Here is a 26,463-nt window from a genome sequence, read left to right on the forward strand (position 1 = left end):
GGCAGGTGTCGCTTGCCGCCTCACAGGATCAAGTCTCGAAGCGCTGCACCTCGCGGCGGGTCGCATCTGCAATCTTGGACAGTTCAACCACGGTGGCGGCGATCTCTTCGGATGCGGCCGAGTTGCTGCGGGCAATTTGGTCCAGGTTGTTCAGGTTCACGTTGATCTGTTCAACCGCCGCACTTTGTTGCACCAGGGCCGAGGCGATGCGTTGCAGCATTTGGTCGGTGGCCTGGGTTTCGCGCTCGATGCCAGACATGTCCTGGCTGACATCCATCACGGCGGTCACGGCGCTGCGGGCTTCTTCCACGGCTTGTTTGACAAGTACCGCAATTTCTTGTGAGCTCTCGGCGCTGTTGAGCGCCAGTTTGCCCACTTCATCGGCTACGACCGCAAAGCCTTTGCCGTGTTCTCCTGCACGTGCTGCCTCGATGGCCGCATTGAGCGACAGCAGGTTGGTCTTGTTGGCAATTTTTTCGATCACCTCGGTGATCTTGTTGATCTTTTCGGAGTTGGTGGCGATGTTGTTGACCACCTTGACCATCTCGTCCATCTTGACCATGCTGCCGCGCACCAAGGTGAAGGACTGGCGAGACTTCTGGCTCGCGATTTCGGTGTTTTCCGACACCTCGGACACCGAAGTCACCGTTTGACGCACGGCCATCGAAACTTGGCTGATGGCGTCGGTTTGATGACGCGCTCCGTCAGAGATTTGACCGATGGCGTTGGAGGCCTCGCCAGACGCTGCAGCCACTTGGCGGGCGTTTTGGTGAATGGTGGTCATGGCCGCACGCAGCGCGTCCAGTGACTGGTTGATGTTCTCTTTGAGCTCGTTCAAGTCGCCCAGGGCCTGCGCAGATACACGCCGCTGCAAGTTACCTTGCGCCAATCCCTGCATCACTTGGCGGATGTCCAGGAACACGGTCTGCTGGGCCGCCATGCTTTGGTTGATGTTTTGCTTCAAGGTGTTGAGTTCGCCCTTGGCTTCGGCGGTGACGCGCATCGCAAAGTCGCCTTGTGCCACGCCTTGCATGACTTGGGTGATGTCTTGGAACACCGATTGCTGGACGTGGATGCTTTGGTTGATGTTTTCTTTCAACGCACCCAAATCGCCACGCGCCTCGACCGTGACGCGACGGTCCAGGTGGCCTTGGGCCACGGCCGTCATCACGCCCACGATGTCTTGCAGTGTGGACTGCAGCGACTTTTGCATCATGGAGACTTTGTGCAGCAGCGGGAATTCGACCGCATCCACCGCAGGCCCGCGCGCAGAGAAATCCCCTTCGCTGATTTGACCGGACAACTCGGCCACCAGAGCCGACTCCACGGCTTCGCGTTTCAAAATGGTGGCCATGAAAATCAGGACCGCAGCCTCAAAAACGACATAAGCGGCATGCACGGCAACCACCATGATGTGCACTTGGCCTGGCAACAAGGTGATGCCGCCGGCGTTCATGAGTTGCAAGTAGCCAAAAACCACGTGATGCACGGCGATCAGGCCGGCGGCGGCCACGATCGGGCGCCAGTCGCGGTAGTAAAGCAAGAAGGCCAGCAGTGTGAAGATACCGAAATGGCTCTCCACAGTGCCTTGGGTTTGCTGGATGGTCAGCGCCGAAAAGACCATCAACGCGCAGGCAATCGCCAACCTGGAGGCCAGCGAGCCCGGTGCCATTTTGTAGATGGCAGCAGGCACCAGCCAAGCCGGCACGCCCACCAGCAGCGCCAGGGTGACGCTGTCGGTCATCCAGCCCACGCCAAAACAGACCGCCAACAAAAAGACCATCATGCTCAGCATGATGCGGTCTGCCGCCGCGCGCTGCGGCTGAAGAATCTGGTCTGTGTGCCCTGAAGTGGACAAACTTGGTGTCGAACTCATGTCATCTTTCTCTGCAAATACCACCCATGAACGCAGGATCACTAAGCAAATACCAAGCCAAAGTGCCAAAGCTGTAGGCCAACCAGCACAGCAGCAAGGCCCAAACCCAGCGTGAGGTCTGTGGGCTCAAAGAAGGGTGTTTGCTCAATGGGAGATTCCAGCGACTCAAGGAAAAACTAAAAATGTAAAAAACTACAAATTCGAGTATCCGTCAAATATCAGACTTGTGTTGCACCCCGGCCAGAAAAGTGACGTGGCACTGGGGGCATCCTCAAAAATGACAGATGGGGCGCACCTGAAAGAGGCGTGCGTTGGAAGGTTTAGACGCGGAACCGCCCCAAATCCTGGCGCGTTTGTTCGGCAAGTTTGGACAACTCCATGACCGTGGCCGTGATTTCCTCGGAGGCCGACGCGTTGCTGATGGCGATGCGGTCCAGGCTGCCCAGGTTGGAGTTGATTTCTTCAACCGCGGCCGATTGCTGCTCCAGTGCAGAGGAAATGCGCTGCAGCATCTGGTCGGTTTGCTGTGAGCCCTGCTCGATCATGGACATGTCCCGGCTGACCTCTTGCACCACTTGAACGGCATGTGCGGTTTCGGCCACAGCTTGTTGCACCAAGCGGCCAATTTCCTGCGAGCTCTCGGCACTGCTGGCGGCCAGTTTGCCCACCTCTTCAGCCACCACTGAAAATCCCTTGCCGTGCTCGCCAGCCCGAGCCGCTTCAATGGCGGCGTTCAAGGACAGCAGGTTGGTTTTGTTGGCGATTTTCTCGATGACTTCGGTGATCTTATTGATCTTGTCAGAGTGCACGGAGATGTTGTTCACCACCTGCACCATTTGGCCCATTTTGCCCATGCCGGTTTGCATGATGGCCATGGATTCACGTGACTTTTGGCTCGCGATGGCCGTGTTGCGCGAAACATCGGTCACCGACTCAGCCGTGTGTTTGATGGCCAGAGCCACTTGGCCAATGGCGTGGGTCTGGTTTTGCGCGCCGTCCGAAATTTGGCCGATCGCGGTGCTGGTTTGGTTGGCGGCAGCGGCCACTTGTCGGGTGCTGTTGTGCACAGCGCCCAAGGCCTGGCCCAGGGCTTCGAGCGAGCTGTTGATGTTGCGCTTGAGGCGCAGCAGGTCACCCGTGGCGTCGGTGTCCACCCGTTGTGTCAAGTCGCCACTGGCCACCGCACCCATCACCCCATCCACATTGCCAATCATGCGGTGCAAGGCCTGCAGAGCCACGCTGGCTTGCTGCAGGCTTTCTCGGAATTCGCCGCGGCTTAGGCTGGCGTCGATCGTGTGATCGAACTGTCCGTGCAAAAGCGCTTGCGACAAGCCGTTGAAGCCCCGCATGGTCTGCTGCACCGTGTCCAGTGAATTGTTGATGGCGGACTTCATCACCGCCAAATCGCCACGCATATCGCCTTCAATGCGCTGGTCCAAGTTGCCGTTGGCCAGGTGTTGAACGACCGCATTGACCTGGCCAACAGCGGTTTGCTGGGCTTGGAGCAAGGTGTTGAAGGCATGGGCCGTTTGGCCTACCTCGTCGTTTTGCGTCACTTCGATGCGACTGGCGTAATCAAAGTTGAGCGACACGCGCTGTGCGGTTTCCTGCATCAAACGCAAGGGGTTGACCACAGAGCCGACGATTCGCCAAGCCAGCAAAATGCCGGCCAAGGTGCCGCCAGTCAGCAGCAAAATGCTGATCAGTTTGGATTGCTCATATTGTTCGCGCGAGCTGAGGTATTCGGCCTTGGCGACGTTCAGCTGGACCTCAATCAATTCAGAAAATTTGGTGCTGATCGGGTCAATCACCGGGTACAAGGTGTCGATGGTGTAGCGCGCGATGGCCTTGCGGTCTTCATCCTCCAGGATGGTTTGGAGTTGGTTGATGGAGGCTTCAGCTTCTGCCAGCATGGGCTCGATGCTGGCCACCAATTTTTTCTCTTCTTCCACCAAAAACGTGGCTTTGTAAGCGGTCCAGGTTTTCTGGATGCCTTGGCGCGCGTCTTGCAGGTTCTTGCGCGCTTCTGCCCAGTCGATGTTGCCGTTGCGGACTTTGTGCGTCATGTCCACGATGTTCACGGCATACAGGTCTGCAATGACCTTGAGGTCGCGCAAGGGCACCACGCGGTCTTCGTACACCGTGCGCAAGCCGCCCACCGTTTCCGACATGCCCCGCAAGCCCATCAGTCCCACAACGATCGAAACCAGTGAAAGCAACCCGACCAAAAGGAAAAGGCGAATGTTGACGCTGAGGTGATTCATGGGCAATGCAAAGCAGGGATAAGGGGAGACCGCACTGTGACGGTGCGCCGGTGCACAGATCGGTGCACGCTCCTCATCATAACCATGATGTTGGCAAAATTGGCATTATTGATTCATTTATTGGTATAAATACTAAAGACTTGAAAGACTTGCTTAAAATTGTTAATTACTTTATATTCATGTAGAATGTTGGCTTTGGTGTTGCATCTGCAACATTCAGTCGCATGCGGCTGGCTCGGTTTTGAGTCCGTTTTCGTTGACAAAGACAAGGGTGGGCGTTTGTGGGTGGCCTGAAACGTTTTCAATTTTTAAAGCCTCTTTGCCGGAGGGTGGCATGAGCACCAACAAGTTTGTTGCCGCTTCCTTTTCCGTGAACATCGAGCACCTGCACGCTTTGGGCGTGCGCGACCCGTACAGCGAGCAAAGTTTGCAGCTGTATCACTCAGGCAAGCTCAATGCCAACGAGCGTTTGTATTTTTCCTTGTGGGGATCGTCTGAGCTGAGCACCTCGCTGATCCGGGCCAAGACCCGTTTCGCCCGCCAGGGCGAGTCGGTCAGTTCGGCCTATTTCGTGATCAAGGGCTCTGTGCTGGGAGTCAAAGGCGATGACATCTACCGCCTGGGACCCGGCAGCGTGATCGGCCTGGCCGAAGGCGTGGGTGGTTTGCCCTACAACATGGACGCGATTGCGGTGGACGACGTGCAGGTGCGCGTATTCCCGATCTACGTGATTTCTAAGCTGGTGAAAAACATGCCACCAGGCCTCAAAGGTATCCTCAAATCCACCGTCATGCGAACACTTCAACTGACGACACCTCCGCCATTGCTGTCATGAGTTCTTTTGACGAAATACGGCTCGAAGAGGGCCAAATTCTTTTCAAAGCTGGCGAGCCGGCGGACAAGCTGTACTTCATCCAGTCTGGCACGATTCGCATGGCCGATAAAAACACCGGCGCCGTGTTTGCCACCTTGCGTGAAGGGGACTCGTTTGGCGAGCAGGCCATGCTCCAAGGCGGTATCCGAGGCGCCACCGCATTGGCGGGTGACGGCACAGTCCTTTTGGAGATCACGGCCGAAGGCTTGCGTGGCATGCTCAAGACGGCTTCGCCGATTTTGACGGCCGTATTCGAAGCCATGATGCTCCAGCAAAACATGCAAAACGCTTTGCGTACGAAAGTCTGACATGGTTGACACCCCTCTTTTGGCGGCGATGCCTACTTTGCAGCAACTCAATGTGTCGCTGCGCAATTTACGTCGGCCATGGCCGAACAAATGGCCAGGTTTGCCTTTGGTGTTCGAGCGTGCCTGGCAACAGCTGGATCTGGGCACGCCGCGTGCGGGCTCGCATGCCCACACCTTGTTGAGTTTTGGCCGCTCGGTGGTCGAGCAGGTTGAACGCGATGGTGCGCAGCGTCATGCACTGGGCCAGGAGCCCGCTTACCACAACCGTTTGCACATTGCAGACACGCTGGTGTGCATGAGTTTTTTACTCAAGGCATCGGGTGTTTTGAAGGTGCCCGGCGCACGCCAACCGGGGGTAGGTGCGATGGCGCTGTGCATCATGGCGGGGCACGACTTTCTGCATCCGGGTGGCACCAACGCGCAGCCCGGTGAGTTCGAGGCGCGCGCCGTGCAAGACCTGCAACCTCTGATGACAGCAGCGCGTTTGTCAGACGAGGATCGCCAGCAGCTGGCGCACTGCATCATGGCCACCGATCCCGTGCGCGTCAAAGCCAGCCATTTGGCGGTGCGCTCGCGTGCTTTTGATCTGCGCCAGGTGGATTGCCTGGCTGTGCTGGTGCAAGAGGCGGACATCTTGGCCAGCACCTTGCCGCAAACCCAGCAAGAGCTCACCGAGGCCCTGTCCCGCGAGTGGGCTCCAACCCAGCCGGCGGCGGCAGACAAATTGTTGTTGCCGCAAAACCGATTGTTGTTTCTGGAGCATGCGGCGCTGTTTTCCAGCCCGGCTGCGCAATCTTTTGGGCTTGACCGGGTCAAGTTGCGTCAGGTCAACCAAATCACCAGTCAATTGCGCCAACTGGCTTAAGCTGCGGCCCGGGCCGCGGCGCACCGCGTTGGCTCAGCTGCTGTAGGCTTTCATCATGCCTTCAAATGTGCCTTTGAGGCCTTCGCGGGTGCTGTTGCTGTTGCCGACGATGCTCTCCATCACGCTGAATTGCGCCATGTAACGGCTGAGCAACTTTTCCATGCGGTCTTCCAGTGTCGCCAGCTCTTCCTTGTACTTGGCGATCTTGGTGCTCGCGTTTTGGCTCTGCGTCTCGATCATGCCGCTCGAGAGCAGCATTTTTTCAATTTTATTGATCGCATCGCCCGCCAAACCAGCAGGGGCCGGGCTGTAGATGCTTTGGTTGTTGGTGCCCGCACTGAACATGGTCGAGACCTCTGCAAAGTTCGCTTGCAAAGCCGCGTCGAGTTTGCTCTCGTCCAGGCTCAGTTTGCCGTAGCGGTCAATGCTCAGGCCCACGTTGCGGGCTGCCTTGATGTTGGTGCCCGCAGTGCTGGAGGTGTCGGTGATCATGGCGCGCACTTGTGAGCGGATCGACTGCAACAAGCTCTCGCCCGCCAAGGAGCCACCGAACTCTTCCACTTCGCTTTCTCGGTCGCCCAAAACCTTGAGCGTTTCCTCAAAGTCGTTGTAGGCCGTGACCAAGGCTTTGATGTTGTCTTTGATCCCTGCCGTGTCACGGTTCAAGTCCAGGCGTGCGGGGCCTGTGGTGGTGGCATACAGGTCGAGGGTGACGCCTTCCACCACATCGTTGATGGTGTTGCTGCTGCGCGTCATCGCCAGTCCGTTGACTTTGATGCTGGCATCGGTGGCCGTTTGCAGCGAGGTGCTGAACGCGACGCCCGGCACGGCTGCGCCACTGCTGTCTTTGCTGGTCAGGCTGAAGGTCTGGGCTGCACCGGTCTCGCCCGTGACCACCACGGTGTAGCCACTGCCGGTGTTGATGAGCTGCGCCGTCACGCCCAGTTTGGCGCCATTGATGGCACTGACCATACCAGCCGGGCTGGGGTTGGTGATTTGGATGTCGCCTTTGTCTACACCGCCGATGGTCAGGTTCAACGCGAAGGCGCTGCCCGTGGTGGCTGGGCTGACGACGTTCAGTGGGGTGGCGCGGTCGGCAAAGGTGCTGCTGGCCGTGCGCTGTGCCAGGGCTGTTTGCAACACCTCGATGTTGTAGCTGCCCGCGTCGGCCGTGGTGCTGGCGGTCACGCCAAAAGCGCCTGCCTGGGTGTTGGCCGGTTTGATGGCGTTGAACTCGCTGGCGTCGTTGAGTTTGCCAAACGCATTTTTGAGCTCTGACAGGGCGTACTTGACGGCTCCGTAGCCGGTGATCCTGGCCTCTGATTCAGCGATCTTGGCGTCGATGCGCTCTTTTTTAGGCGTTTTTTCAGCGTCCACCAAGCTTTGGGCCAGGGCTTTGATATCGATGCCCGAACCGGCCCCGAGTGTGCTGACGATGTTGTTGGTGGAGGCCATGGTGTAGCTTGGATGTGGTGGTGGCTGAAGCGGTCAACTCAGTGAATCGGCACCACCAGCAGAAAATGAAGGGACAGCGCTGTACTCAGCCCCGGATGTAATCAAAAAGTGACAAACCGGAGATTTTGGCAAAGCTGCTCATGGCGGCTTCCATGGCGGTCATTTCCTTGTTCATGCGGGTCACAGCTTCTGTGTAGTCCAGGTCTTCGATTTCCGACAGCGTGGACTTGAAGCGCAGCGAGGTCTCGCTGAGCACATCCAATTGCGACTGAACCACGATTTGGTCTGAACCGTTTTGCGCCTGCGACAGCGTCAGGCTGTTGTGCATTTGGATCAGGTCGGCAATGCCTTGCTGGATCTTGCCCGTCTGGCTGCTGTTGACGCCATCGATCATTTGGTCGAGGGCGTCAAAAAAGCCGACACTGGTCGTGGTTCGGTCTGGGTTTTCGCGCACCACGCGGCTGAACACGTCGGTGCCCGCACGGGTGAACTGGACCGTGCGTTCCACACCGGCGGGAATGCGGGTCTGCGTCTGGTCACCTTGGTAGACCACATCACCGTTGGCCGATTCGGCAAAAGCAGGCGTGTTCACCCGGGTGCCCGAAAACAGGTAGTTGCCACTGTCGTCACGCGTATTGCCCAGGCTCAGCAATTGGTCGCGTAGCGCTTTCATCTCGACGCTGACGGCTTTGCGGTCATCGGGTGCCAAGGTGTCGTTGGCCGCCTGCAGGCCCAACTCTTTCAATCGGATCAGTATGTCGTTGGAGGCCGACAGCGCGGTTTCCTCGGCGGTGTATCGGCGCATGGCCACATCGAGCGTGCGCATGTGGCTGTCTTGCCGCTCCACTTCACCTTTCAGGCGCTGAATAGCCGCCGCCTGGTCGGGCGCATCGCTGGGCGAAAGGATTTGTTTGGATTCGGCCAGCTGGGCCTGGGTGGTAGCCAGCTTGTTTTGGATCTTGCTCATGCGCTCGGTGGCGCGGTCAAACAGGAACGAGGTGGAAATTTTCATGGCGGCTCCGATCAACGCACTTGCAAGATGGAATCAAACAGCGCCATGGCCACTTGCATGACTTTGGCGTTGGCCTGATAGGCCTGTTGGAAGCGCACCAGGGCCGAAGCTTCTTCGTCCAGGTTGACGCCGGAAATGCCGTCGCGTGCTTCTTGTGCTTGTTGGTACACCACGCTCAGGGCCTGCTCGGCGATGGCAGACTGCCGTGCCACGCTGCCCACTTGGTTGACCCGCTCGATGTAGGCCTCTGTCATGGTCAGCCCTCCGGGCATCATGGCCTCTTCCTCGAGCGCCACCATGCGCAGCATGGCCTCGTTGTTGCCGATGCCGTCGGTGTTGCCGTCCACGGTGAACACATCGCCCGTTTTGGGGGCGGTGGAGAATTCGAGCCGCAATCCGCGGTAAGTCAGGCTGGGCGTGGCGTCGTTGGGGTCCACCTGCAAGCGGCGTTCGGCCAGCACGGTGTCGGTGCGGCTGTCTACGATTTTGTAATCGGTGTCCGAGGTGAAGCTGACTTTCAGTGCCGAGGCCCGCAAGGTTTGCTTCATGTCGCCTGCAACGCCCGAGAACTGTGCACTGACAGTGGCTTGGCTGGCCGTGCCGCTGCGGTCGGTGACAAAGACCAGCAGATCGTCGGTGGTGCCGCCCTTGATGGCGATGCGGATGTCAAAGCCCAAGCGTGCCAAGTCGGCGGCGGTGCCGCTGGCGCCTATGCCCAGACGGATGTCGTCGGTGGTGTTGGTGCTGGGCCGTGACAGCACCAGTTGGCCGTTCGATTGGCTGGCGGTGATGCCGGTGTTGGCGGTCTCGGTGTTGAGCCAGTTGACCACTGCGCTCAAGGTCAGTGGCCCGGCCAGCGCCGTCAAGGGGCGACCGTTGAGACTGAGCGCGCCGGCTGCGATGCCTTGTGCCGAGGGCTCAAAGGTATTGCCTGTCAGCACGGCAGCGGTTTTCAGTGGTGACAAGAGCTCGCGTGTGTCGGGGTTGAATTGTTGCGTCAGGCCCACGTCGGCTTTGGCGCCCATGAAGATGTCCATCTCCAGGTAACTGGCGGCGCCAGTGGCGTTGAGGTCGGCGTCGCTGTAGGTGGCCCCGGCCTCCAGGCCGTTGTCGGTTTTGAGCAGCAAGGCCTGCTCACTGGAAGTGAGGGCTTTGCCCAGCAAGTGGCGCCCATCGCGGGTCAGCACCTGGAAAGACTGGGTGGCGCTGGGATTTTTCAGCGACAAGGACAGGTCTTGTGTGCCGACGGGCACGAGGCCCAGGCTGGCAAAGGGCTGGCTGGGGCTGGTGTTGACGGTGACCGTGCCAATTTGCGGCACTTGTGCAAGTGCCAGTTCGCCCAGCAAGGCTGAGGGGCCTTCAAATGCTGGGGCTTTGTAGATCACACGCGCTTGTGCGGTGCCGCTGTTCAGGGGGTCGTCGATCACCCGGAATTGGCCCGCAGCCGCGACGCGGTTGGCGTCTTTCACAATGAGTTGCATGCCGGCCGCTTGCTGGGGTTTGTCCGCGCTGAAAGCAAACAAGTCGCCACCCAACAGACCCTCGGCATCCACACCTTCGCGGTGAACGGCATTGATTTCCCGCGTCATGACCTGGGCCAAATCGTTCAGCGAATTGAAGGCTGGCGTGAGCACTTGCTCGCGGAAATTCATGAGGCCGCCAATTTTGCCGCTGGTGATGCTCGACATGGTTTCGGGCTTGCCGTAGGCATCGATGACAAAGGACAGTTTGTTGGCGTCGATCACCGATGGGGCCACCGTGATCGCCCGCGTGTTGGCCTTGTCGACCAAGATGCCTTGGTCCAGTGTGTCACCCACGCTCACCAGCACCGCACCGTTGGGCTCAAATTTGGTCTTGACCGCGATCAGGCCTGACAACTCGCGCAGCAACCGGTCGCGCTGGTCCAGCAGTTCAGATGGCTGGCTGTCGGCGCTGCTGTGTTTGACCATTTGCTTGTTGAGCAAGCCCAGTTGTTGGGTCAAAGAGTTGATTTGGCCCACATCGGTGTCCACCGATTGGCGAGTTTCTTTGTCGAGCAACTCGAACTGTCCGGCCAGTTGCTGGACACGGGCCGCCAAGCCTTCTGCATCGCGCAAAAAGCTGCTGCGCGAGACCACCGACGCGGGGTCGCTGGCCAAGTCGCGCGAGGATTCGAAAAATCGGTTCATCGCGGTGGTCAGGCCAATGCTCTCGTCGCCCATCACATCGATCAGGCGGTTGACGTAGGAGAGCAGGGGTTTTTGGCTTTCCAGGTCGCTGTTGCTGTTGCGCAAATTGGATTCGACAAAAGCATCGTACTGGCGCTGCGCCGCATCAAAGCGGGCACCTGTGCCCATGTAGCTGTTGCCCAGCAGACGCGGTTGGTTGGCATTCAGCGACACATCTTGACGGGTGTAGCCGTCGGTGCTGACGTTGGCGATGTTGTTGGACACCGTGGCCAACGCCCGCTGGTAGGCGGTTACACCGGAGCTGCCGATGCTGAGCAAGTCACTCATGGCTTAACTCCCGGTGTGGGGGTGTCGAGTTTGTAGCCGTTGAAGCGTTCGAGTTGGTAGGCCTTGATGGCTTCAGACTTGAGCGGCATGGCGTCGCGTGTCGGGTTCAGCGGCATGGCCTGCGCTTCGGTTTTGTGCATATGCAAAGCGTCTTGCGTACTCAATTCTTGAGCGCGCGTCAGTTGACGCTCCATCATGTTGGCAACGCCCAGTCCGCCGCGTTTGACCATTTCCAAAGAGAGTTCTTTGTCCATCAGGTCCTGGTACTGCGCCATGTTGCCGCCCTCGACCAAGTCACTTTTCTCAATCGACTCGCGCATGGTTTTCATCATTTGCTGAATGAAGTAGGCTTCAAACTGCTCGGAGGTTTTGCGGATGGCCTTGGACGGGTCTTGCGCTGCCTCACCCTTCAAGCGCGTGAGGGCGTTGAAGTCCAGGTAAGTGCTGGAGGCGTTTTGGGTGGACAGGTCGCTCATGGGATGGCTCCTTAGATCACGATCAGCTCGGCCCGCAAGCTGCCCGAGCTTTTGAGGGCTTCGAGAATGGCGATCAGCGCAGAAGGGGTGGCGCCTACCTGATTGACCGCATCCACCACCTGGCGCAAGTCCACACCGGGTTGGAACAGGAACATGGGGTTCTTGGGCTCGGCCACGGCGATGTCGGCGTTCTGAACCGCCGCTGTTTGTCCTCGGCTCAATGCGTTGGGCTGCGAGATTTCGTTGGTGGCGGCAATCGCGACCGAGATCGTGCCGTGTGCCACGGCTGCGGCCGTGACGCGAACATTGCGGCTGATCACGACCGTGCCGGTGCGCGAATTGACCACCACGCGAGCCGGTGGCTCACCGGGGACCACGTCAAGGTTTTCTACCATGCTCATGAAGGCCACACGCTGCGACATGTCGCTGGGGGCCTTGATGGCAAAGGACATCCCGTCCAAGGCCTGAGCGGTACCTTGGCCGAAGTTCTTGTTGATGGCGTTGACGATGGCGGTGGTGGTGGTGAAGTCAGACTCGCGCACGTTCATGACCACGTGGTCAGATCTTTCAAAGGGGGTGTCCACAATGCGCTCTACGGTGGCTCCGCCGGGAATACGGGCCGAGGTGGGCACGCCAATGCTGACCTTGGAGCCGGCAGCGCTGGTTTCCACGCCGGTGGCGGTCAGAGCGCCTTGGGCCAGGCCGTAGATCTCTCCGTCGACACCGCGCAGGCTTGTGAGCAGCAAGCTGCCGCCGCGCAGGCTGCTGGCCTTGCCGATGGCCGACACGTTGATGTCGATTTTCTGCCCTGGTTTGGCAAACCCGGGCAGCTCGGCCGTGACCATCACGGCCGCCACGTTCTTGATGTCGATTTTTCCGCTGGTGGCGTTTTGCTCAAAGTCCGACAGCGGGCCGTCAATGCCCACGCCCAAACGGGCCAGCATGGATTTCATGCTCTGCGCTGTGAAGGACACGTCAGCGCCGTCGCCCGTGCCTTGCAAGCCCACCACCAGACCGTAGCCAATCAATTGGTTGGTGCGGCCTGCAGCCACCGAGGCCAGGTCTTTGACGCGGTCAGCCCAGGCGGCACCGGACATGCCGAGTAAAACGATGAGAGAGAAAAGGGCGGATTTCATGGAGGAGTCCAGCTGTGCGGTGCGTTAGAAAGGCCAGAACTTCATCAGGGCGTTGGTGCCCCAACCGGCCTTGGCGGCATTGGCCATGTCGCCCGTGCCGCGGTAGGCAATTTGGGCATTGGCCAGGCGGCGCGACTGCACGGTGTTGTTGGGCGAAATGTCTTCGGGGCGGATGATGCCGCTGACCTGGATGATCTCGGCACCTTCGGTCAAAGCCAGTTGTTTTTCGCCGCGCACCATCAGGTTGCCGTTGGCCAGCACCTCGACCACGCTGACCGACACATCGCCTGTCAGGCTGGCTTGCTGGTCGGCCTCGCCGCCGCCCACGCTTTCGATGTTGGCCCGGCTCAAGTCCACGCCACCCATGATGCCTTGCAGACGTGTGCCCAAAACTTTGGTGGGCAGGCTCAGGCCTTGCACCCGGGCGTTCAGGCCATTGGGTGCGCTCAGCGCAGATGGGATGACGTCGTTCTTGGCGGCGCGCTTGACCGTGCCGCTTTGGGTGCGACCCGCTTGGGTGGATTCGTTGAGCAAGACGGTGATCACATCGCCCACGTTGTAGGCGCGCACGCGTCCAAACCAGTTGTCGCTTTGGCGGCCGTTGTAGATGGCACCGGTCGCCATACGGGGTTTTTCGATGGCGACAGGCAAGACGGGCGCAAATTGTGGCGTGTGGGACATGGGGGTGTTGTGGGTTGCGCAGCCGGTCAGGCCCAAAACCAGTGCGAGTCCAACAACAGCAGAGAAACGGGATGTGCAGGTCATGGTGGGCTCACATGTTGTTGTTCAGGAAGCGCAGCATGCCGTCCACGGCCGAGATCGCTTTGGAGTTGATTTCGTAAGCGCGCTGGGTTTCGATCATGTTGACCATTTCCTCCACCACGTTGACGTTGGAGGCCTCCAGGGCGCCTTGCATCAACTGCCCGGCGCCGGCCAAGCCGGGCTGACCCACTTGGGGCGCACCGCTGGCCGTGGTTTCTTTCATCAGGTTTTGACCGATGGACTGCAGGCCTGCAGGGTTGGCAAAGCGGGCGGTCTGAATTTGACCGATCACCTGGCTGCCGCCGCCAGCTGCAGCCTCCACCGAAACCGTGCCGTCTTGGCCGACGGTGATGCTGGCCACGTTGGGTGGGATGGTGATGGCCGGCTGCAAGGCTGCGCCATTGGCGGTGACCAGCTGGCCGGTGGACGACAGCTTGAAGCTGCCGTCACGGGTGTAGGCCGTGGTGCCATCGGATTGGGCAATTTGGAAAAAACCTTCGCCTTGCACAGCGATGTCCAAAGCGTTTTTGGTCGTGACCAGGCTGCCTTGGGTGTGTGTTTTCTCGGTGGAGACGATGCGCACACCGGTGCCCAGCATCAGGCCCGTTGGGGCTTGCGCGTCCGCGCCAACCTGGGCGCCGGGTTGGCGCAGGTTTTGGTAGAGCATGTCTTCGAACGAGGCACGGTCGCGTTTGAAACCGGTCGTGTTGACGTTGGCCAAGTTGTTGGAGATGACCGACATGCGCGTTTGTTGCGCGTCCAGGCCGGTTTTGGCAATCCACATTGATGCGTCCATGGGGAGCTCCTGTCAGGGGTTAGGCGGTTTTCATCATGGAAGCGCCCGATTCGTCGAGCGATTTCATTTCTTTGATGACACGAATTTGGGTCTCGAAACTGCGAGAGTGATCAATCAACCGGGTCATGGCTTCGATGGCGCTGACGTTGCTGCCCTCCAGCGCTTGCGGAATCAGGCGGGGCTGTCCCTGGCCGACCGCAATGTCGACACCATCGGCTTGACCGTCTACTTTGAACAGACCGTCCTGGCGGCGTGCCAGCTTGACGTCGGTGGCATCGCGCAGACGCAGCTGGTCAATCAGGACCGATGGCGCAGTGGGCGGTTGTGCTGGGTCTTTGGCGTAGACGGTGCCGTCGGGGTTGATGCTGATCTGCATGCCCGGAGGCACAGCGATGGGGCCGCCGTTGCCCAGCACCAAATGGCCCGAGCCGTTTTCCAATTGGCCTTGGGGGTTGACCTTCAGGTCACCGCGGCGTGTGAAAGCCAAGTCGCCATTGGGGGCTTGTACGGTCAAAACGGCTTGGTCTGCCAAGGCAATGTCCATGGGGCGGCCTGTGGCCATGACGGCCCCAGGTGTCAGGCGGATCTGGTCGCGGGCGACGGCTTGCGCTTGGTAGCGCGAGTCAAATCCTGGGCCTTCGACTTTGACGGATTGCAGCGCCACGTCGTAGCTGCTCTTGAAACCCACCGTGGACACGTTGGCCAAGTCATTGACCAGCACCTGGCGTGCCGTGGCCTGCTCTTTGATGGTGGCGTTAGAGGTGAAAACAAGGCGGTCCATGGTGAGGGTCTCAGAGGGTTAAACGATCACGAGCGGATGTTGATGATCGCGCTGGTCATCGTGCTGCTAGTCTCGATGGCTTTGGCGTTGGCTTGGAAGTTCCGTTGGGCGGTGATCAGGTCCACCAGCTCTTGCGTCAAGTCCACGTTCGCGCGCTCGGTGGCGCCTGCGCGGATCGAACCGAAACCGGCCGAGCCCGCCTCACCGATCTTCGCTACACCCGAGGAGGCAGCGGCCAGGTAACTCGCATCACCCACTTGGCGCAAGCCGGAGGGGCTGGAGAAGTTGGCCAGCACGATCTTGCCCAGCGACACTTGTGAGCCGTTGGAGTAGGTGGCATTGACCAAACCATCGGGGCCGATGTTCAGGCCCATCAGCTCGCCTTCAGGCGCACCGTCTTGCGATTGCGACAAGACCGCAAAGGCACTGGAATACTGGGTGGACTTGGTGAAGTCGATGGACATCGTCAACGCACCCTTGCCGCCTTGCAAGAAGGCTGTTTCAAAGGGCATGCCTGTCAAGGGAGAGACCGGTTTGCCGGTCAGATCGAAACTCAACTCGCCACGGTCCAGGTACACAGGCCACCATTCGGTTTTCCCCGACAGTCCTGTGGCGTCTTCGGTTTGCTCGCCATTCTTGACAAATTGCAAGGCGCCGTTTTCGGTGAATTGCGCGAGCTTTTTCCAATCGGTGGTGGAGCCAAACTGCATCTCGGTATTGGCCAAACCCCAGTCAGCGGCGCTGGTCACCTGGATGGCGGCGTTGCTGCCTGTGGTGCCGGTGGTGAAATTGAGTTGTTTGGTTTTGGTGTCGAAGGCCACCGTCACACCCGAAACTTTGCGGCCAGTGTCGGCATCGACGATGCTGTTGATCTTGTCTTGCAATGCTTTGGCAAATGCGTCGATGTTGGTGTAAGTGGTGGGGAAAGGCAGTTCCACTTTGGCTGCAATGCCATCGACCGAGACAAAGAAATCTTTGTTAGCGGAGGTGACTTGCACGCTCTTGGTTGTGTTGATGGTCATGACTTCCCCGCGCAACACAGCGGGCTCACTGGCTTTGCCGCGCAAAGCTTCGGTGGTGGATGCAGCCACTGTCAGGTTGGGGGCGTCGGCCAAGCCCATCACCGAGATGGCTTTGTCGTTGGCATCGGACACCGAGATGCTGGAGGTGTCACCGGTGGTGCCGGAGGAGATCGAAAACTTGGCGTTGTCAGGGTCAAACTCGACCTTGATGCCATAGCGCGCGTTCTTCTTGAACTCGTTGACGTCCGCAGTGAGGGGGTTGTCAGGGGTGTCTGGCACTGAGCCCAACACGTTGTTGATGGCGATTTCCATGTGGTTGGCCAGCACGTTGGGGTCTGAGTCACCATCTTTGAGCGCATAAGTGATCTCTTGAGCTTCGGCCGCGCCGTCGACCTTGATTTTGAAGCTGATCGAGCCCGATGTGGCGTTCACCAAAGCACCGCCAGTGAAGCTGGCGCTGCTCAAGGCGCTGCCCACTGCGGTGGCGGGAGACGAGGGGCGAATGTCGGTCAACTGGTCCAGCGAGTACATCTCGGTGGTGCCTGAGCTGGGAATCACGCGAGGGTCGCTTTTGGGCAACACGTCGCCGTATTTGTTCACAAACAAGTTGCTGCCCACGCTGTCTGTGGCTTGCTGCAAGGCAGGCTTGACTTCGGTGTCGCCCACAAAGAAGTAGGTCTGCCATTTGGAGAACGGGCTGTTGAGTGTGGCGTTTTGGGTTTTGGCGTAGTAGACCGTGGCCAGGTAGCCGTTACCGCCGCTGTCGTACACGGTCAGTGCGGTGCTTTTGTTGTAAGTGCTGGGGTTGCTGCGGTCAAAGTCGGCGGTGATGACGGCCGAGTCGGCTGGCAGGTTCAAACCCAACTGGATTTTGGTGGTTTCTACCGCTTCACCCGATGTTTTGGGGGGGATGGTCAGCGCGTTCAGATTGGTCAAATCGGCCTTGCCAGACGAGTCAACCGATGCGGCCATCAGGCGCTGCCCCGTGGAGTTGACCACGTTGTTTTGGTCGTTCAGGGTGAACGAGCCGTTGCGGGTGTAGATGTCTTGCAGGCCGTCGGGTGTCTTCAAGGGAAAGAAGCCGTCACCCGTGATGGCCAGGTCGAGCGAGTTGCCCGATGTGGAGATGTTGCCCTGGCTGAATTCCTGACTCACCTGCTTGAGCGACACGCCCTGGCCGATGTTGCTGGAGGATTTTTGCAAAGGCGAGGTCGAGAAGATGTCGCCAAAGTCTGCCCGCGAGCGCTTGAAGCCCGAGGTGCCCACGTTGGCGATGTTGTTGGACGTCACGGCCAATTGGGCGGTGGCCGAGTTCAATCCGGTGAGCGAGGTGTAGAACGACATGCTGGAAGGCTCCTGTGATGCGTGGGGTGTGAGGTGGTGTGGTCGGGCTGGGCGTGGTCTTACAGGCCCACGCGCTTGACATCGGCGAGCAACATGGTTTTGCCGCCATCGACTTCTACGCTGACGCTGCCGTCCGAGGGGTTGGTGGCGATCGCGCGCACGGTGGACAAGGTGTTGACGGGGACGGTGGTCGTCTGGCCGTTCACCACTGCGGAGGCACTTAGGCGGTACATGCCGGTAGGCACCGGGTTGTCTGCGGCGTCTTTGCCGTTCCAGGAAATGGGCATGGTGCCGGGCAACTGGGGGCCGGCAATCAACTCTTGCACCAATCGTCCTTGGCTGTCGTGCACGTTGACCTGGATACCACTGGCACCCATGGGCAAATCGATGCTGCCGTCCACGGTGCCGCCAGAGGTCAGCATGGATGGGCTGTCGGTCATGGCCACTTTTTTGCCAATGAGCGAGGCGCTGTTGAGCATGCGCTCACTCGACATGGAGGTCACAAAGCCATCCAAGGACGTTTGCATGTTGGTCAGCGCCTCCAGCTGCGAGAACTGCGCCAACTGGGCCACGAAGGCCTCGTTCTTGACCGGCTCCAGCGGGTTCTGGTTTTGCAACTGCGCAGTGAAGAGGGCCAGGAAGTCCTGTTTGCCCATTTCTTCGCTGGACTTGGATTTGGCCTTGTCCTTCACGTCTTCGTAGCGTGTGACGTTGCCCAGCAGGCTGGAGGAGGTGACGTTATTGCTTGCCATAGTGTGCTTTCAGATCAGGCCTTGGTGATGTCCAGCGTGCGCATCATCAGTTGACGCGCCGTGTTGATCACTTCTACGTTGTTTTGGTACGAGCGGGCTGCAGCCATCATTTCCACCATTTCGGTGACTTCGCTGACGTTCGATTGGTAGACGTACCCATCTTTGTCAGCCAGTGGGTTTTTCGGGTCGGCCACGCGGCGGGGAGGGGCCGAGTCATCGGCCATGCGGTCGATCTTCACGCCACCCACATAGGGCGCGCCTGCATTGGTCATTTGTTCGTTGACCAGGGCCTTGAAGACAGGGCGCTTGGCGCGAAAGGCGTCTTGCTCGGAGGTGGATACCGTGCCGGCGTTGGCCAAGTTGGAGGCGGTCGAGTTCATGCGGGTCAGCTGCGCGTTGAGCGCCGATCCAGCGATGCCAAAAATGTTGTCCATGCTCATGTTCAGTCTCCTCGCAGGGCTTTGCGCACGCTGCTGACCCGGTTTTCCAAAAAGTTCAAAGTCGCCTGGTAGTCGGCAGCGGCCTTACCGTATTGGGCTTGTTCGACGCTCATCTCAACCGTGTTGCCGTCGAACGAGGAGTTGAATGGGGTGCGAAAGCGCATGCCGTCTGAGCTGAGTTCTTCGCCTGCTGCAAAGTGCCCGGCGCTGGTGGCGGCCATGGCCGTGTCTTGTTGTGCGGCACCCAAGACGGCCTTGAAATCGATATCGCGAGCCTTGTAATGAGGGGTGTCGGCGTTGGCAATGTTTTGCGCCAACACTTCAAGGCGGCGGCTTTTGACTTGCAAGGCCTGCTCATGCACGCCGAGTGCTTGGTTCAACAAATTCATCTGGACTCCTGGGCTACGGGCTGAAATTCGGTTTTCACGATCCGTCGGTCTTTTGACGTTGGCCGCTCAAGTTGAGCGGTTTGGTGTCGAATGCTGCAAAAGTTGTGCCAAGTCTTTTCGTCACCCTTCCCGGGGTCGGTCAGGGCTGTCTGGGTGGGTGGTCAGGGTGCATGCGGCAACTTTCGTCGCAGGCGGCAAGGCTTTGCCGCCGTGACAAGGCGGATCAAAGCTGGTCTTGTTTTTGCTTGTCACTTGAAAACGCCACTGCTGTCAAAACTCCCACACCCATGAAAAACAAGCTTCCGATCTTTTGCCGACTGCTCGATCAATTGGTGGCCCGTGGCTTGCTGATGGGCTTGGCCGTGTGGCTGTTCAGCGCCAGCTCGTTCGCTGCAGGGCCTGGCAGCCAGGCGGCGCCAGGCTCATCGCCCTTGCAGGTGCTTCAGAACTCGGTGAAAAATTGGGTGGCTCAATCGGGCCATGTGTCCGCCGACCAGGTGGTGTTGGCTCCCCTGGACGCCCGTGTGAAGGTGCGTGCCTGCGAGCGACCCCTGGCCATGGATGTGCCGTTTTCCAATGCCCAAACGATTCGGGTGCGCTGTACTCAGCCTGTGTGGCAACAATTTGTGCAGGTGAATGTGGCCGTCAAAGCGTCCGAGCCGCAGAGTCAAAGCAAGCCTGACAAGACGGCAGAGCCCGCCAAACGCTGGGTGCTTGTGGCCAGTGTGCCCCTGCAGCGTGGCATGACGCTCAATGAAACTCATGTTCAGCGCGCTCAGGTCGATTCAACCAGCATGCCTGTGAATGTTTTGGAGCAAGCCTCGGAAGTCATGCATGCCGAAGTGGTTCGGGATGTGCGGCCAGGGGTGCCCCTGCGCAGCCACGACATCCGTCCCACAGTGTTGGTCAAAAGAGGCCAAATGGTCTTGATGTCGGTGGGGCAGCCGCAGGGCTTTCAAATCTCTGCCCGTGTGGAGGCGATGCAAGACGGTCGCTTTGGCGAGCAGATCAAGCTCAAAAACCGGGATTCTGGTCGCGAGCTCAGTGGCCGCGTGCAAGGCCCCAACCAGGTGGTAGGCTTGTAAAGAGCCAAAGCCTTTGGGCTGGCGAGACATGACAGATGAAAAATAAAATTAATTTCTCTCAAGTTTTAGAATCTCAAGCCGATTCAGTATTTGAGCAAGGTCTCAGCTCCATGTTCAGAGACCAGAAAAGAGAACCATCATGACCGATCCCATCTCTCATTTCGGCCGCAAGGCCCAAATAGAAACGACCAGCCGACCTGCGGCAGGCAAGGGTGAGCCGCGCATGTCCGCGCTCGCTGCCGAGTCGTCTGGGCGCGCAGCAGCCCCAGCCACGGACGAGTTGCGTTTGAGTTCGGTGGCGCGCCAAGCCATGCAAGAGCCCGAATTTGACCGATCCAAGGTCGAGGCCATCAAAACGGCCATTCAACAGGGACAGTACCCGATGGACTCGCGTCGGATTGCGGAAAACTTTGTGGCCATTGAGAAAATGATCAAAGGCTGATGTGCCCATGACCGAGAACGCCCTGACACCTGCGCACGTCTTCTCTCCGGAGCGAGCTTTGGTGGCCGCTCCTGCGGCCGCTGCCCGCTTGGCCGAGATGCTGGGCCTGGAGTTCGAGGCCCTCAAAATTCGCGATTTGTCAGCATTTGAAGCCCTTCAGGACGAAAAAGGCAGCTTGCTCCAGGATTTGGCGGCATTGGCCGAGTGGGCCGCTCAGCAAAACCCGGCTCCAGAGGTCTGGCAGCAGTTGCAAGGCAGCTTGCAGCAAAGCAAGCAAGACCATTTGCGCAACATTCAACTTTTGCAGCGCCAATTGCTGGCCGTCAAGGGTGCTTTGCAGGCCCTTCAGGGCGATTCAGCGCCCAATGTCGATTTGTACGACCGTTTGGGCCAGATTGCCCGCCGCTCGGGTGCTTTGGGCTACCAACTGGCCTGAGCGTCGGGCTTTTGAACCGCTGGCCCTGTTTTAAGGGCGCTTTTTCTCATCGCCGGGGCGCATGCCCTTGAGCCAATACACCCAAGACAAAATGACCGCCACCGCCGTGTAAAGCTCGGGCGGTATTTCGGCGTCCAGATCCACTCGGCTGAGCAAGGCCAGCAGTTGAGGGTCTTGGGCCACATAAACGCCGTGTTTGCGGGCTTCCTCGATGATTTGTTGAGCCAACTCGTCTTGCCCTCTGGCGCTGACCACAGGTGTTTTGCGGGCGCCGTACTCCAGCGCAATGGCTTCTTGCAAGGGGGCTTTCATGTGTGCACGTCCAACAAACTGCCTGTGGCCGGGGGCGCATGAAGCTGCGGGGTTTGGGGGCCTTGCCCATGGATGATCTGCAGCCGCGTCATGTTCAGGCCGGCACTGTCGAGTTCTTGCACCAGGTTGTCGGCTTGCGTCTGGGCCCGCTGGACCACGTCCTCGCGCAGGGCCCACATCACCATGTCGACCTCGGTTTCGTCGCTGATGCGGGTTTGCAGCCAGACTTCGCCCAAATCCTCATTGCGCGTGTGCAGGTGGATGACCATGGGCGGTTTGTCTTGTCCGGGTTGACGCCTTCCGCGCACCAGGCGAAGCGCAACCGGTTCGGCATCGGCAAAGGGCAGCATCATGGACATCACCCACTCGCGGCCGTTCAAACTTTCATTGGTCATCAATTGACGCGCCTCGATGTCGTCCAGGCTGTCTCCGATCAGGCCATCTTGCTCGGTGCCGCTGCGCAGCAGCTGGCGCAGCACACTTTTGAGATCCACCAGGCCTGCCCCCAAACCCTGGGTGAGCAGGTGTTCGGTCATGAAGCCGCTGCGTTGCATGGCCATCTGGAGTTTTTCAGGCGTCAGTTGCGCCATGGCGGGCCGTGATTTGAGCCAGCGCTGCAGCGCCTGCAACTCAGGCGCCGCAGCGTTGAGGCCTTGAAGCAGGCTGTCGAGCATGCCGGGTTTGAGCAGCTGACCCAAGGCCTGCATGTCCGGTGGTCGAAAACCCAGTTGCTCGGACCTGCCAGGCATCAAGGGGGGCGTCGCAGGGCTGCCTTCGAGACCCAATGCCGGGGCCTGGCCCGCTTGCAGAGGGCGCAGCACGATCGAGCCATTGGCCAACACCTGAACCCGAAACAAGGCGGTGTCGCCCGAGGCCAGGCGCAAACCTGCTGGCAGCTCTTTGGGCAGATCAATCGATTGACCCTGCTGCGGTCCTTGCAGCATGAGGCGCAAAGCGCCAAGTTTGGCCTCGACCGTGGCTTGAACGACTTGCCCGTCACGCAGACCCAGTTCCGCCGCCGTTTTTTCGACGACCAGCGGTAGCGTGCCCTCCAGGTAGATGGTGGGTGTTTTGGGGATGAGGTGGGCGGTTTCCGCCCCCGTGATCATGGCCAAGCGCCTGTGAAGGGGTTCAAGGAAAGCGCACCCAGCGGCGTTTGTCGGGGCCGGGCGCGGTGTCTGTTTCGACGGCAGGTTTGGCCTGGAACAGGGCTGCCGTGTGCGGGTAATGGGCCAACATGAGTTGGCGCAGCGCCTCGTGCGATGGCAGCTGCAACACGGTGCCCGCCCGCACAGGGTAGGTGGTCCCTTTGGGGAATATGCGCGGATTGGCCATGGCCAAAGCCTTGCGCATGAATTCGCTGCTCAGCGGTAAACCCGGCAGGCCGCGCCGGATCACGGCGTCAATGCTTTCGCCTTGCTTGACGGTGATGCTGGTGGGCAGGGGAGGGGGCGTGGCGACCGCCTGCTGCGCCGCTGCAGGTGCGCCCGATGTCCCGCTGGGCGGGGGGCTGTCAGGCAGGGGCAGCGCCAACACCTTCAGGGCCGAGGCGGCGGCAGCGGTCGTGTCGGCGGCTTGAACCGCTTGGCTGCTCAAGGCGGTTGTCGCCAGCAAGATGCTGACGGCGCACAGTGACCACAGCTGCAGCGGCCGTTTGTGGTCCGAGTGGCTGGCTGCAGGAGCGCAGCGGCGCACGAGGCTGGGGTAGCGGAGGGTTTGAGGGTGCATATGGGCGCTCATGGGGCCATGTCAGATCAGATCGTAAAAGATCAAAGAGGTAAAGCCATCCAGTGGCCTTGGGCGGGCAAAGCGGGGCCGGCCAGCAGCTCTAGCTCTGTACGGTCACTGCCTACCTTGACCACTTGGGCCAGCGCCAAGTGCTGCGTGGCGCTGGGTTCGAGCATTTGGCTGGGGATGTGGCTGGGGTTGATGAGCAATACACGGTCACCTGGCCGCAAGCCGCTGCCCACCCCCGCTTGCAGTTGCAAACCGTCTGCGCCAGTGCGCCGCACATGAAACTGGACCGGCTCGCACGCCGACTGTTTGTCCAGTTGTTGCGCCCAGGCTTGCATCTGCTTTTGGAGCGATGCCTTGAGCTGCTGCACCCAAGCGCTGGGGTTTCGCGCTGCCGCTGTGGGGTCGATGGTGATGATTTGCTCAGTTTGCCAATGCGGCTCGATCGGGCCAGCGGGAGTGTGGCGCTCGCCCAAGGTGAAGCTCAAGGTCCAGCGCCAATCGGTTTCATCGCGGCTCAGATCGTGCAAGGCTTGGCGCATGCTGAAATTTTGCGCTGGGGCATGGGGCTTGAGCACCAACTCGGCCGTCCAGCCGGTGGGGCTGTCGCTGGGGCCTGTGAGGGCCCGCATGTAGGCGCTGTCGGGTGGCAGCTCTTTGTGTTGGGTGCGCCAGCGTGGGGAGGCTTGCATGTTTTGCGTCCACGCCTGGGAGGCGGTGCTGAGCACGGCTTGGCTGGCAAAGTGTTGCACCCCCGAAAAGCCATGCTCTGCCCGGGTTTGCAGCACCAGGGGCAGACGCCATGGGCGTGGCGGCGCGTCGCATTGGGTGGCTTTGGTCTGGCCATGGCGCCAGCCCCAGGGCAAGACTTCGGCACTGACTTGCGGTGGTGCCTCTTTGTCCTCTTCGAGGTAGGACACAACGCGCACGCCACGCACCTGGGCTTCGGAGTGGAAATGGGCGCTTTCTTGCAGCACGCCTTTGTCGTCGATCCAGGCGCTGCTCAGAACCCGGGTCGGGCGCTCGATGGTGGCTTGCAAAATGGCTTGCCGGATGGCGTTGAGCTGTGCTTCATGTTGCTTGGCCGTGGGCGTGGACGTGCGGGTGGGTTTGGCGCTCGTGGTCATACCGTCCTGCAAAGGGCCAGGCGGCTTGGCGTTTTGCGCTTGGGCGCTTGCAGCCACCAGTGTGCTCAGCAGCCAGATCGACCACACCACGCATTGGCGGCCAGCGATCAGGCTCGGCGAAGGTCGGACAGACGTTGCCACGTGCGTGCTCATGGTTATCAGCGCCGACGTGCGGCCAGTTGGCTCAGGTACAGGGTGCGCAGATCACGAACCACTTGCTGGTCCAGCGACAGGGTGGTTTCGTAGGTGTCGTCACCCACGGGGGCAATGCTGACCAACACGGCGCCGTAAATCACGCCCTCAACTTTGGCCCTGAAGGTGTCGCTCATGATGGTCATGTCGGCCACGCTGGTGGTGGCGTCCAGCTGCTGGCCGTAAACCTGCTCGGTCAATGAGCGGTAGGCGTCGAGCTTGGAGGCACGGATGGCCAGTAAGCGCTGCTGGGCAGGGTTCTTGTGGTTTTGAATGCTGACGACGGCATAACCGGTGGCGACCAAGGTTTCGCGCTTTTCGACCAAAGGCGTGATCATGGAGGCCGCAGCTTTCGGCGCCACCACGTCGTCCGCCGAAGCAGGACTCAAGGGCAGTGAGTTGCAGCCAGTCAGGGCCGCCAGGGTGAAGAGTGCGGCGACCGCGGATCGGTAGAAGGTCATGTTGAAAACTCCAGAGGGCAAACCGGGTACTTCCAGAAGTGGGCGACCGGCTTGATTTGTCTTGTAGGGTGTATCGACAGCAGCTTCCAAGTCTTGAGGGCTCAGCGCTTGCTGCGGCAAATCGGCCAGAGCCGTGAGGAGCGTATTAAAAAATCAACAGTATTGTGAATTTTATAGATTTGTGGGCTAAATTTTCGATTAACCCTTGCCAAAACCATCTGTTGTCATTTATAAACGTGAAAAGTCACTTTTATATCAATTTTGGTTTTGTCGATTTCCCCTTTGGATGAAGGGCGTCGGATCAAGGCCCCCAACCCCCCCCCATGTGTGTCGCACGCTGATGAAATCGAACGCCAAACCCCTCATCATTGGTGATAGCCAAGCGACCCTGTTTCTGCGTGAGTTGATCAAGACTTTGTCTGCATCTTCTTCCACCGCCTTGATCACTGGTGAAAGCGGCACGGGCAAAGAACTGGTCGCACAGTCTTTGCACATGCAGGGGCCACGTGCGGGCGGGCCGTTCGTGCCGATCAACTGTGGCGCCATTCCCCGTGACTTGATCGAGAGCGAGTTGTTTGGGCACCGCAAGGGCAGCTTCACGGGGGCGGTGTCCGACCGTCTTGGCCGTTTCGAGTTGGCACACGGCGGCACCTTGTTTCTGGACGAGATCGGTGACTTGCCGATGGACATGCAGGTCAAGCTGCTGCGGGTCTTGCAAGAGCGTTGCATTTTGCCGGTGGGTGCCTCCAAAGAAGTGCCCATCGATGTGCGTGTGGTGGCCGCGACCCACAAAAAACTCGAAGCCGAAGTCGAAGCCGGTCGCTTCCGCGAAGATTTGTATTACCGCATCAATGTTTTACCGGTCATCACCACGCCTTTGCGTGAACGCCCTGCAGACATCACGGCTTTGTTGAATTTTTACGCCGACAAGCACGCCTTGCCTCAGGCCAAGGCGGTGCGTTTTGCGCCCGACATGATGAAATTGATGCAGGCCTACGCTTGGCCTGGCAATGTGCGCGAATTGTCCAACTTGGTCGACCGTTTTTCTACCTTGTACCCCTCGCAGGTGCTGCACGTGCAGACGGTGCCCGCTTGCATGTTGCCGCTGGGGCTGGCTTCTTTGCAGGCCGAGTGGCTGGCTCAGCAAGGCTTGACCGCGCCTGCGATGTTCACGCCTTCTTTGAGCCCCTCGGTGACCATCTCGCCTGTGTCAGCGCCTGCAGACCACACAACACCGGATCGCCAGGACGGTTCTGCATTCGAGGCCTTGTCACCTTTTGCCGGTGACGACGACCCGATGACGCATTTGTTGGCCAGTCCTGTCAGCTCTTACAGTTTGCCAGCCAAGGTGTTCAATCCGGCGCCCTTGTCGGCTTCGAACGACGAGATCAATGAGGTGGAGCGGGCCATCTTGATGGCCCAGGGCATCCAGACCTTGCCCCCGGAGGGCATGTCGCTCAAGCAGCATTTGGTCGAAGTGGAGCGGGGCTTGATTGAGCAGGCGCTGGCACGAACTCAGGGCAACGTCTCGCAAACCGCGAAACTGCTGCAGCTGCAAAGAACGACACTGATCGAGAAGATCAACAAATACGAGCTGCGCGGCGTGGCTTGACCTCTGCACCGCGGA

The 26,463-nt window shown here is 59.5% G+C and carries 26 protein-coding genes; 7 read left to right on the forward strand and 19 right to left on the reverse strand.

The features are described 5' to 3' along the window. Positions 1-28: 28 nt before the first annotated feature. Both ACHEXL_RS04745 and ACHEXL_RS04750 read right to left on the reverse strand, forming a co-directional pair. Positions 29-1,876, reverse strand: coding sequence for a methyl-accepting chemotaxis protein (locus ACHEXL_RS04745; RefSeq protein ID WP_416560871.1), 1,848 nt, complete (start codon positions 1,874-1,876; stop codon positions 29-31). Between the two features lie 320 nt (positions 1,877-2,196). Next, entirely contained in the window at positions 2,197-4,140 is a 1,944-nt protein-coding gene (locus ACHEXL_RS04750) for a HAMP domain-containing methyl-accepting chemotaxis protein (RefSeq protein ID WP_416560872.1), read from the reverse strand. A gap of 334 nt (positions 4,141-4,474) precedes the next feature. Here ACHEXL_RS04750 and ACHEXL_RS04755 point away from each other — a divergent pair, with 334 nt between their 5' ends. From ACHEXL_RS04755 to ACHEXL_RS04765, 3 genes are read left to right on the forward strand one after another with little or no spacing between them, the layout of a single operon-like run. Continuing rightward, positions 4,475-4,975, forward strand: a complete 501-nt coding sequence (locus tag ACHEXL_RS04755; protein WP_416560873.1) for a Crp/Fnr family transcriptional regulator — start codon at positions 4,475-4,477, stop codon at positions 4,973-4,975. Beyond that, positions 4,972-5,322 (forward strand): cyclic nucleotide-binding domain-containing protein, encoded by a 351-nt coding sequence (locus tag ACHEXL_RS04760; protein WP_416560874.1) that lies wholly within the window; start codon positions 4,972-4,974, stop codon positions 5,320-5,322. The genes ACHEXL_RS04755 and ACHEXL_RS04760 overlap by 4 nt, the downstream gene beginning before the upstream one ends. Before the next feature lies 1 nt (position 5,323). Beyond that, on the forward strand, positions 5,324-6,187 hold the full coding sequence (locus tag ACHEXL_RS04765) for a hypothetical protein (protein WP_416560875.1): 864 nt from the start codon (positions 5,324-5,326) through the stop codon (positions 6,185-6,187). A gap of 33 nt (positions 6,188-6,220) precedes the next feature. Here the strand turns inward: ACHEXL_RS04765 and fliD are convergent, their stop codons facing one another. The 12 genes from fliD to flgB form a co-directional block, all read right to left on the reverse strand. Further along, positions 6,221-7,642, reverse strand: a complete 1,422-nt coding sequence (fliD, locus tag ACHEXL_RS04770) for a flagellar filament capping protein FliD (RefSeq protein WP_416560876.1) — start codon at positions 7,640-7,642, stop codon at positions 6,221-6,223. An 85-nt stretch (positions 7,643-7,727) separates the two neighbouring features. Next, the gene (flgL, locus tag ACHEXL_RS04775) at positions 7,728-8,654 is read right to left on the reverse strand and encodes a flagellar hook-associated protein FlgL (RefSeq protein ID WP_416560877.1); all 927 of its coding nucleotides are present in this window, start codon (positions 8,652-8,654) and stop codon (positions 7,728-7,730) included. A gap of 11 nt (positions 8,655-8,665) precedes the next feature. Further along, complete coding sequence (gene flgK / locus ACHEXL_RS04780) at positions 8,666-11,149, reverse strand: flagellar hook-associated protein FlgK (RefSeq protein WP_416560878.1); 2,484 nt, start codon at positions 11,147-11,149, stop codon at positions 8,666-8,668. Next, on the reverse strand, positions 11,146-11,625 hold the full coding sequence (locus ACHEXL_RS04785) for a rod-binding protein (protein ID WP_416560879.1): 480 nt from the start codon (positions 11,623-11,625) through the stop codon (positions 11,146-11,148). Before ACHEXL_RS04785 ends, flgK begins: the two co-directional genes overlap by 4 nt. 11 nt (positions 11,626-11,636) lie before the next feature. Further along, positions 11,637-12,761 (reverse strand): flagellar basal body P-ring protein FlgI, encoded by a 1,125-nt coding sequence (locus ACHEXL_RS04790; RefSeq protein ID WP_416560880.1) that lies wholly within the window; start codon positions 12,759-12,761, stop codon positions 11,637-11,639. A gap of 24 nt (positions 12,762-12,785) precedes the next feature. Next, on the reverse strand, positions 12,786-13,442 hold the full coding sequence (locus ACHEXL_RS04795; RefSeq protein ID WP_416560881.1) for a flagellar basal body L-ring protein FlgH: 657 nt from the start codon (positions 13,440-13,442) through the stop codon (positions 12,786-12,788). 91 nt (positions 13,443-13,533) lie between these two features. Next, on the reverse strand, positions 13,534-14,319 hold the full coding sequence (flgG, locus tag ACHEXL_RS04800; protein ID WP_416560882.1) for a flagellar basal-body rod protein FlgG: 786 nt from the start codon (positions 14,317-14,319) through the stop codon (positions 13,534-13,536). A gap of 19 nt (positions 14,320-14,338) precedes the next feature. Continuing rightward, positions 14,339-15,100 (reverse strand): flagellar basal body rod protein FlgF, encoded by a 762-nt coding sequence (locus ACHEXL_RS04805; protein WP_416560883.1) that lies wholly within the window; start codon positions 15,098-15,100, stop codon positions 14,339-14,341. Positions 15,101-15,126: 26 nt separating this feature from the next. Next, positions 15,127-17,466 carry a flagellar hook-basal body complex protein gene (locus tag ACHEXL_RS04810; protein ID WP_416560884.1) on the reverse strand — a complete coding sequence of 780 codons (2,340 nt, stop codon included), beginning with the start codon at positions 17,464-17,466 and terminating at the stop codon, positions 15,127-15,129. Between the two features lie 59 nt (positions 17,467-17,525). Further along, positions 17,526-18,218, reverse strand: a complete 693-nt coding sequence (locus ACHEXL_RS04815) for a flagellar hook assembly protein FlgD (protein ID WP_416560885.1) — start codon at positions 18,216-18,218, stop codon at positions 17,526-17,528. Positions 18,219-18,232: 14 nt separating this feature from the next. Beyond that, positions 18,233-18,658: a flagellar basal body rod protein FlgC gene (gene flgC, locus ACHEXL_RS04820; RefSeq protein WP_416560886.1), complete on the reverse strand. Its 426-nt coding sequence runs from the start codon at positions 18,656-18,658 to the stop codon at positions 18,233-18,235. Positions 18,659-18,660: 2 nt separating this feature from the next. Next, positions 18,661-19,047, reverse strand: coding sequence for a flagellar basal body rod protein FlgB (gene flgB, locus ACHEXL_RS04825; RefSeq protein WP_416560887.1), 387 nt, complete (start codon positions 19,045-19,047; stop codon positions 18,661-18,663). 287 nt (positions 19,048-19,334) lie between these two features. Here flgB and flgA point away from each other — a divergent pair, with 287 nt between their 5' ends. From flgA to ACHEXL_RS04840, 3 genes are all read left to right on the forward strand, one after another. Then, entirely contained in the window at positions 19,335-20,132 is a 798-nt protein-coding gene (gene flgA / locus ACHEXL_RS04830) for a flagellar basal body P-ring formation chaperone FlgA (protein WP_416560888.1), read from the forward strand. 139 nt (positions 20,133-20,271) lie between these two features. After that, positions 20,272-20,574: a flagellar biosynthesis anti-sigma factor FlgM gene (flgM, locus tag ACHEXL_RS04835; RefSeq protein WP_416560889.1), complete on the forward strand. Its 303-nt coding sequence runs from the start codon at positions 20,272-20,274 to the stop codon at positions 20,572-20,574. A 7-nt stretch (positions 20,575-20,581) separates the two neighbouring features. After that, positions 20,582-21,010, forward strand: coding sequence for a flagellar protein FlgN (locus ACHEXL_RS04840; protein WP_416560890.1), 429 nt, complete (start codon positions 20,582-20,584; stop codon positions 21,008-21,010). 30 nt (positions 21,011-21,040) lie between these two features. Here the strand turns inward: ACHEXL_RS04840 and ACHEXL_RS04845 are convergent, their stop codons facing one another. The 5 genes from ACHEXL_RS04845 to ACHEXL_RS04865 are packed head-to-tail and all read right to left on the reverse strand — an operon-like array spanning position 21,041 to position 24,836. Further along, positions 21,041-21,322, reverse strand: a complete 282-nt coding sequence (locus tag ACHEXL_RS04845) for an EscU/YscU/HrcU family type III secretion system export apparatus switch protein (RefSeq protein ID WP_416560891.1) — start codon at positions 21,320-21,322, stop codon at positions 21,041-21,043. After that, on the reverse strand, positions 21,319-22,431 hold the full coding sequence (locus ACHEXL_RS04850) for a flagellar hook-length control protein FliK (RefSeq protein WP_416560892.1): 1,113 nt from the start codon (positions 22,429-22,431) through the stop codon (positions 21,319-21,321). Before ACHEXL_RS04850 ends, ACHEXL_RS04845 begins: the two co-directional genes overlap by 4 nt. 22 nt (positions 22,432-22,453) lie before the next feature. After that, positions 22,454-23,062, reverse strand: a complete 609-nt coding sequence (locus tag ACHEXL_RS04855) for a hypothetical protein (protein WP_416560893.1) — start codon at positions 23,060-23,062, stop codon at positions 22,454-22,456. A 29-nt stretch (positions 23,063-23,091) separates the two neighbouring features. Continuing rightward, complete coding sequence (locus ACHEXL_RS04860) at positions 23,092-24,336, reverse strand: hypothetical protein (protein ID WP_416560894.1); 1,245 nt, start codon at positions 24,334-24,336, stop codon at positions 23,092-23,094. 5 nt (positions 24,337-24,341) lie between these two features. Further along, the gene (locus tag ACHEXL_RS04865; RefSeq protein ID WP_416560895.1) at positions 24,342-24,836 is read right to left on the reverse strand and encodes an LPP20 family lipoprotein; all 495 of its coding nucleotides are present in this window, start codon (positions 24,834-24,836) and stop codon (positions 24,342-24,344) included. A gap of 340 nt (positions 24,837-25,176) precedes the next feature. Here ACHEXL_RS04865 and ACHEXL_RS04870 point away from each other — a divergent pair, with 340 nt between their 5' ends. Beyond that, complete coding sequence (locus ACHEXL_RS04870; RefSeq protein WP_416560896.1) at positions 25,177-26,448, forward strand: sigma-54 interaction domain-containing protein; 1,272 nt, start codon at positions 25,177-25,179, stop codon at positions 26,446-26,448. The last annotated feature ends 15 nt before the right edge of the window (positions 26,449-26,463 follow it).

The sequence above is a fragment of the Limnohabitans sp. YIMB22184 genome, from assembly GCF_048020265.1.
In the GTDB taxonomy this organism is placed as follows: domain Bacteria; phylum Pseudomonadota; class Gammaproteobacteria; order Burkholderiales; family Burkholderiaceae_C; genus Limnohabitans_A.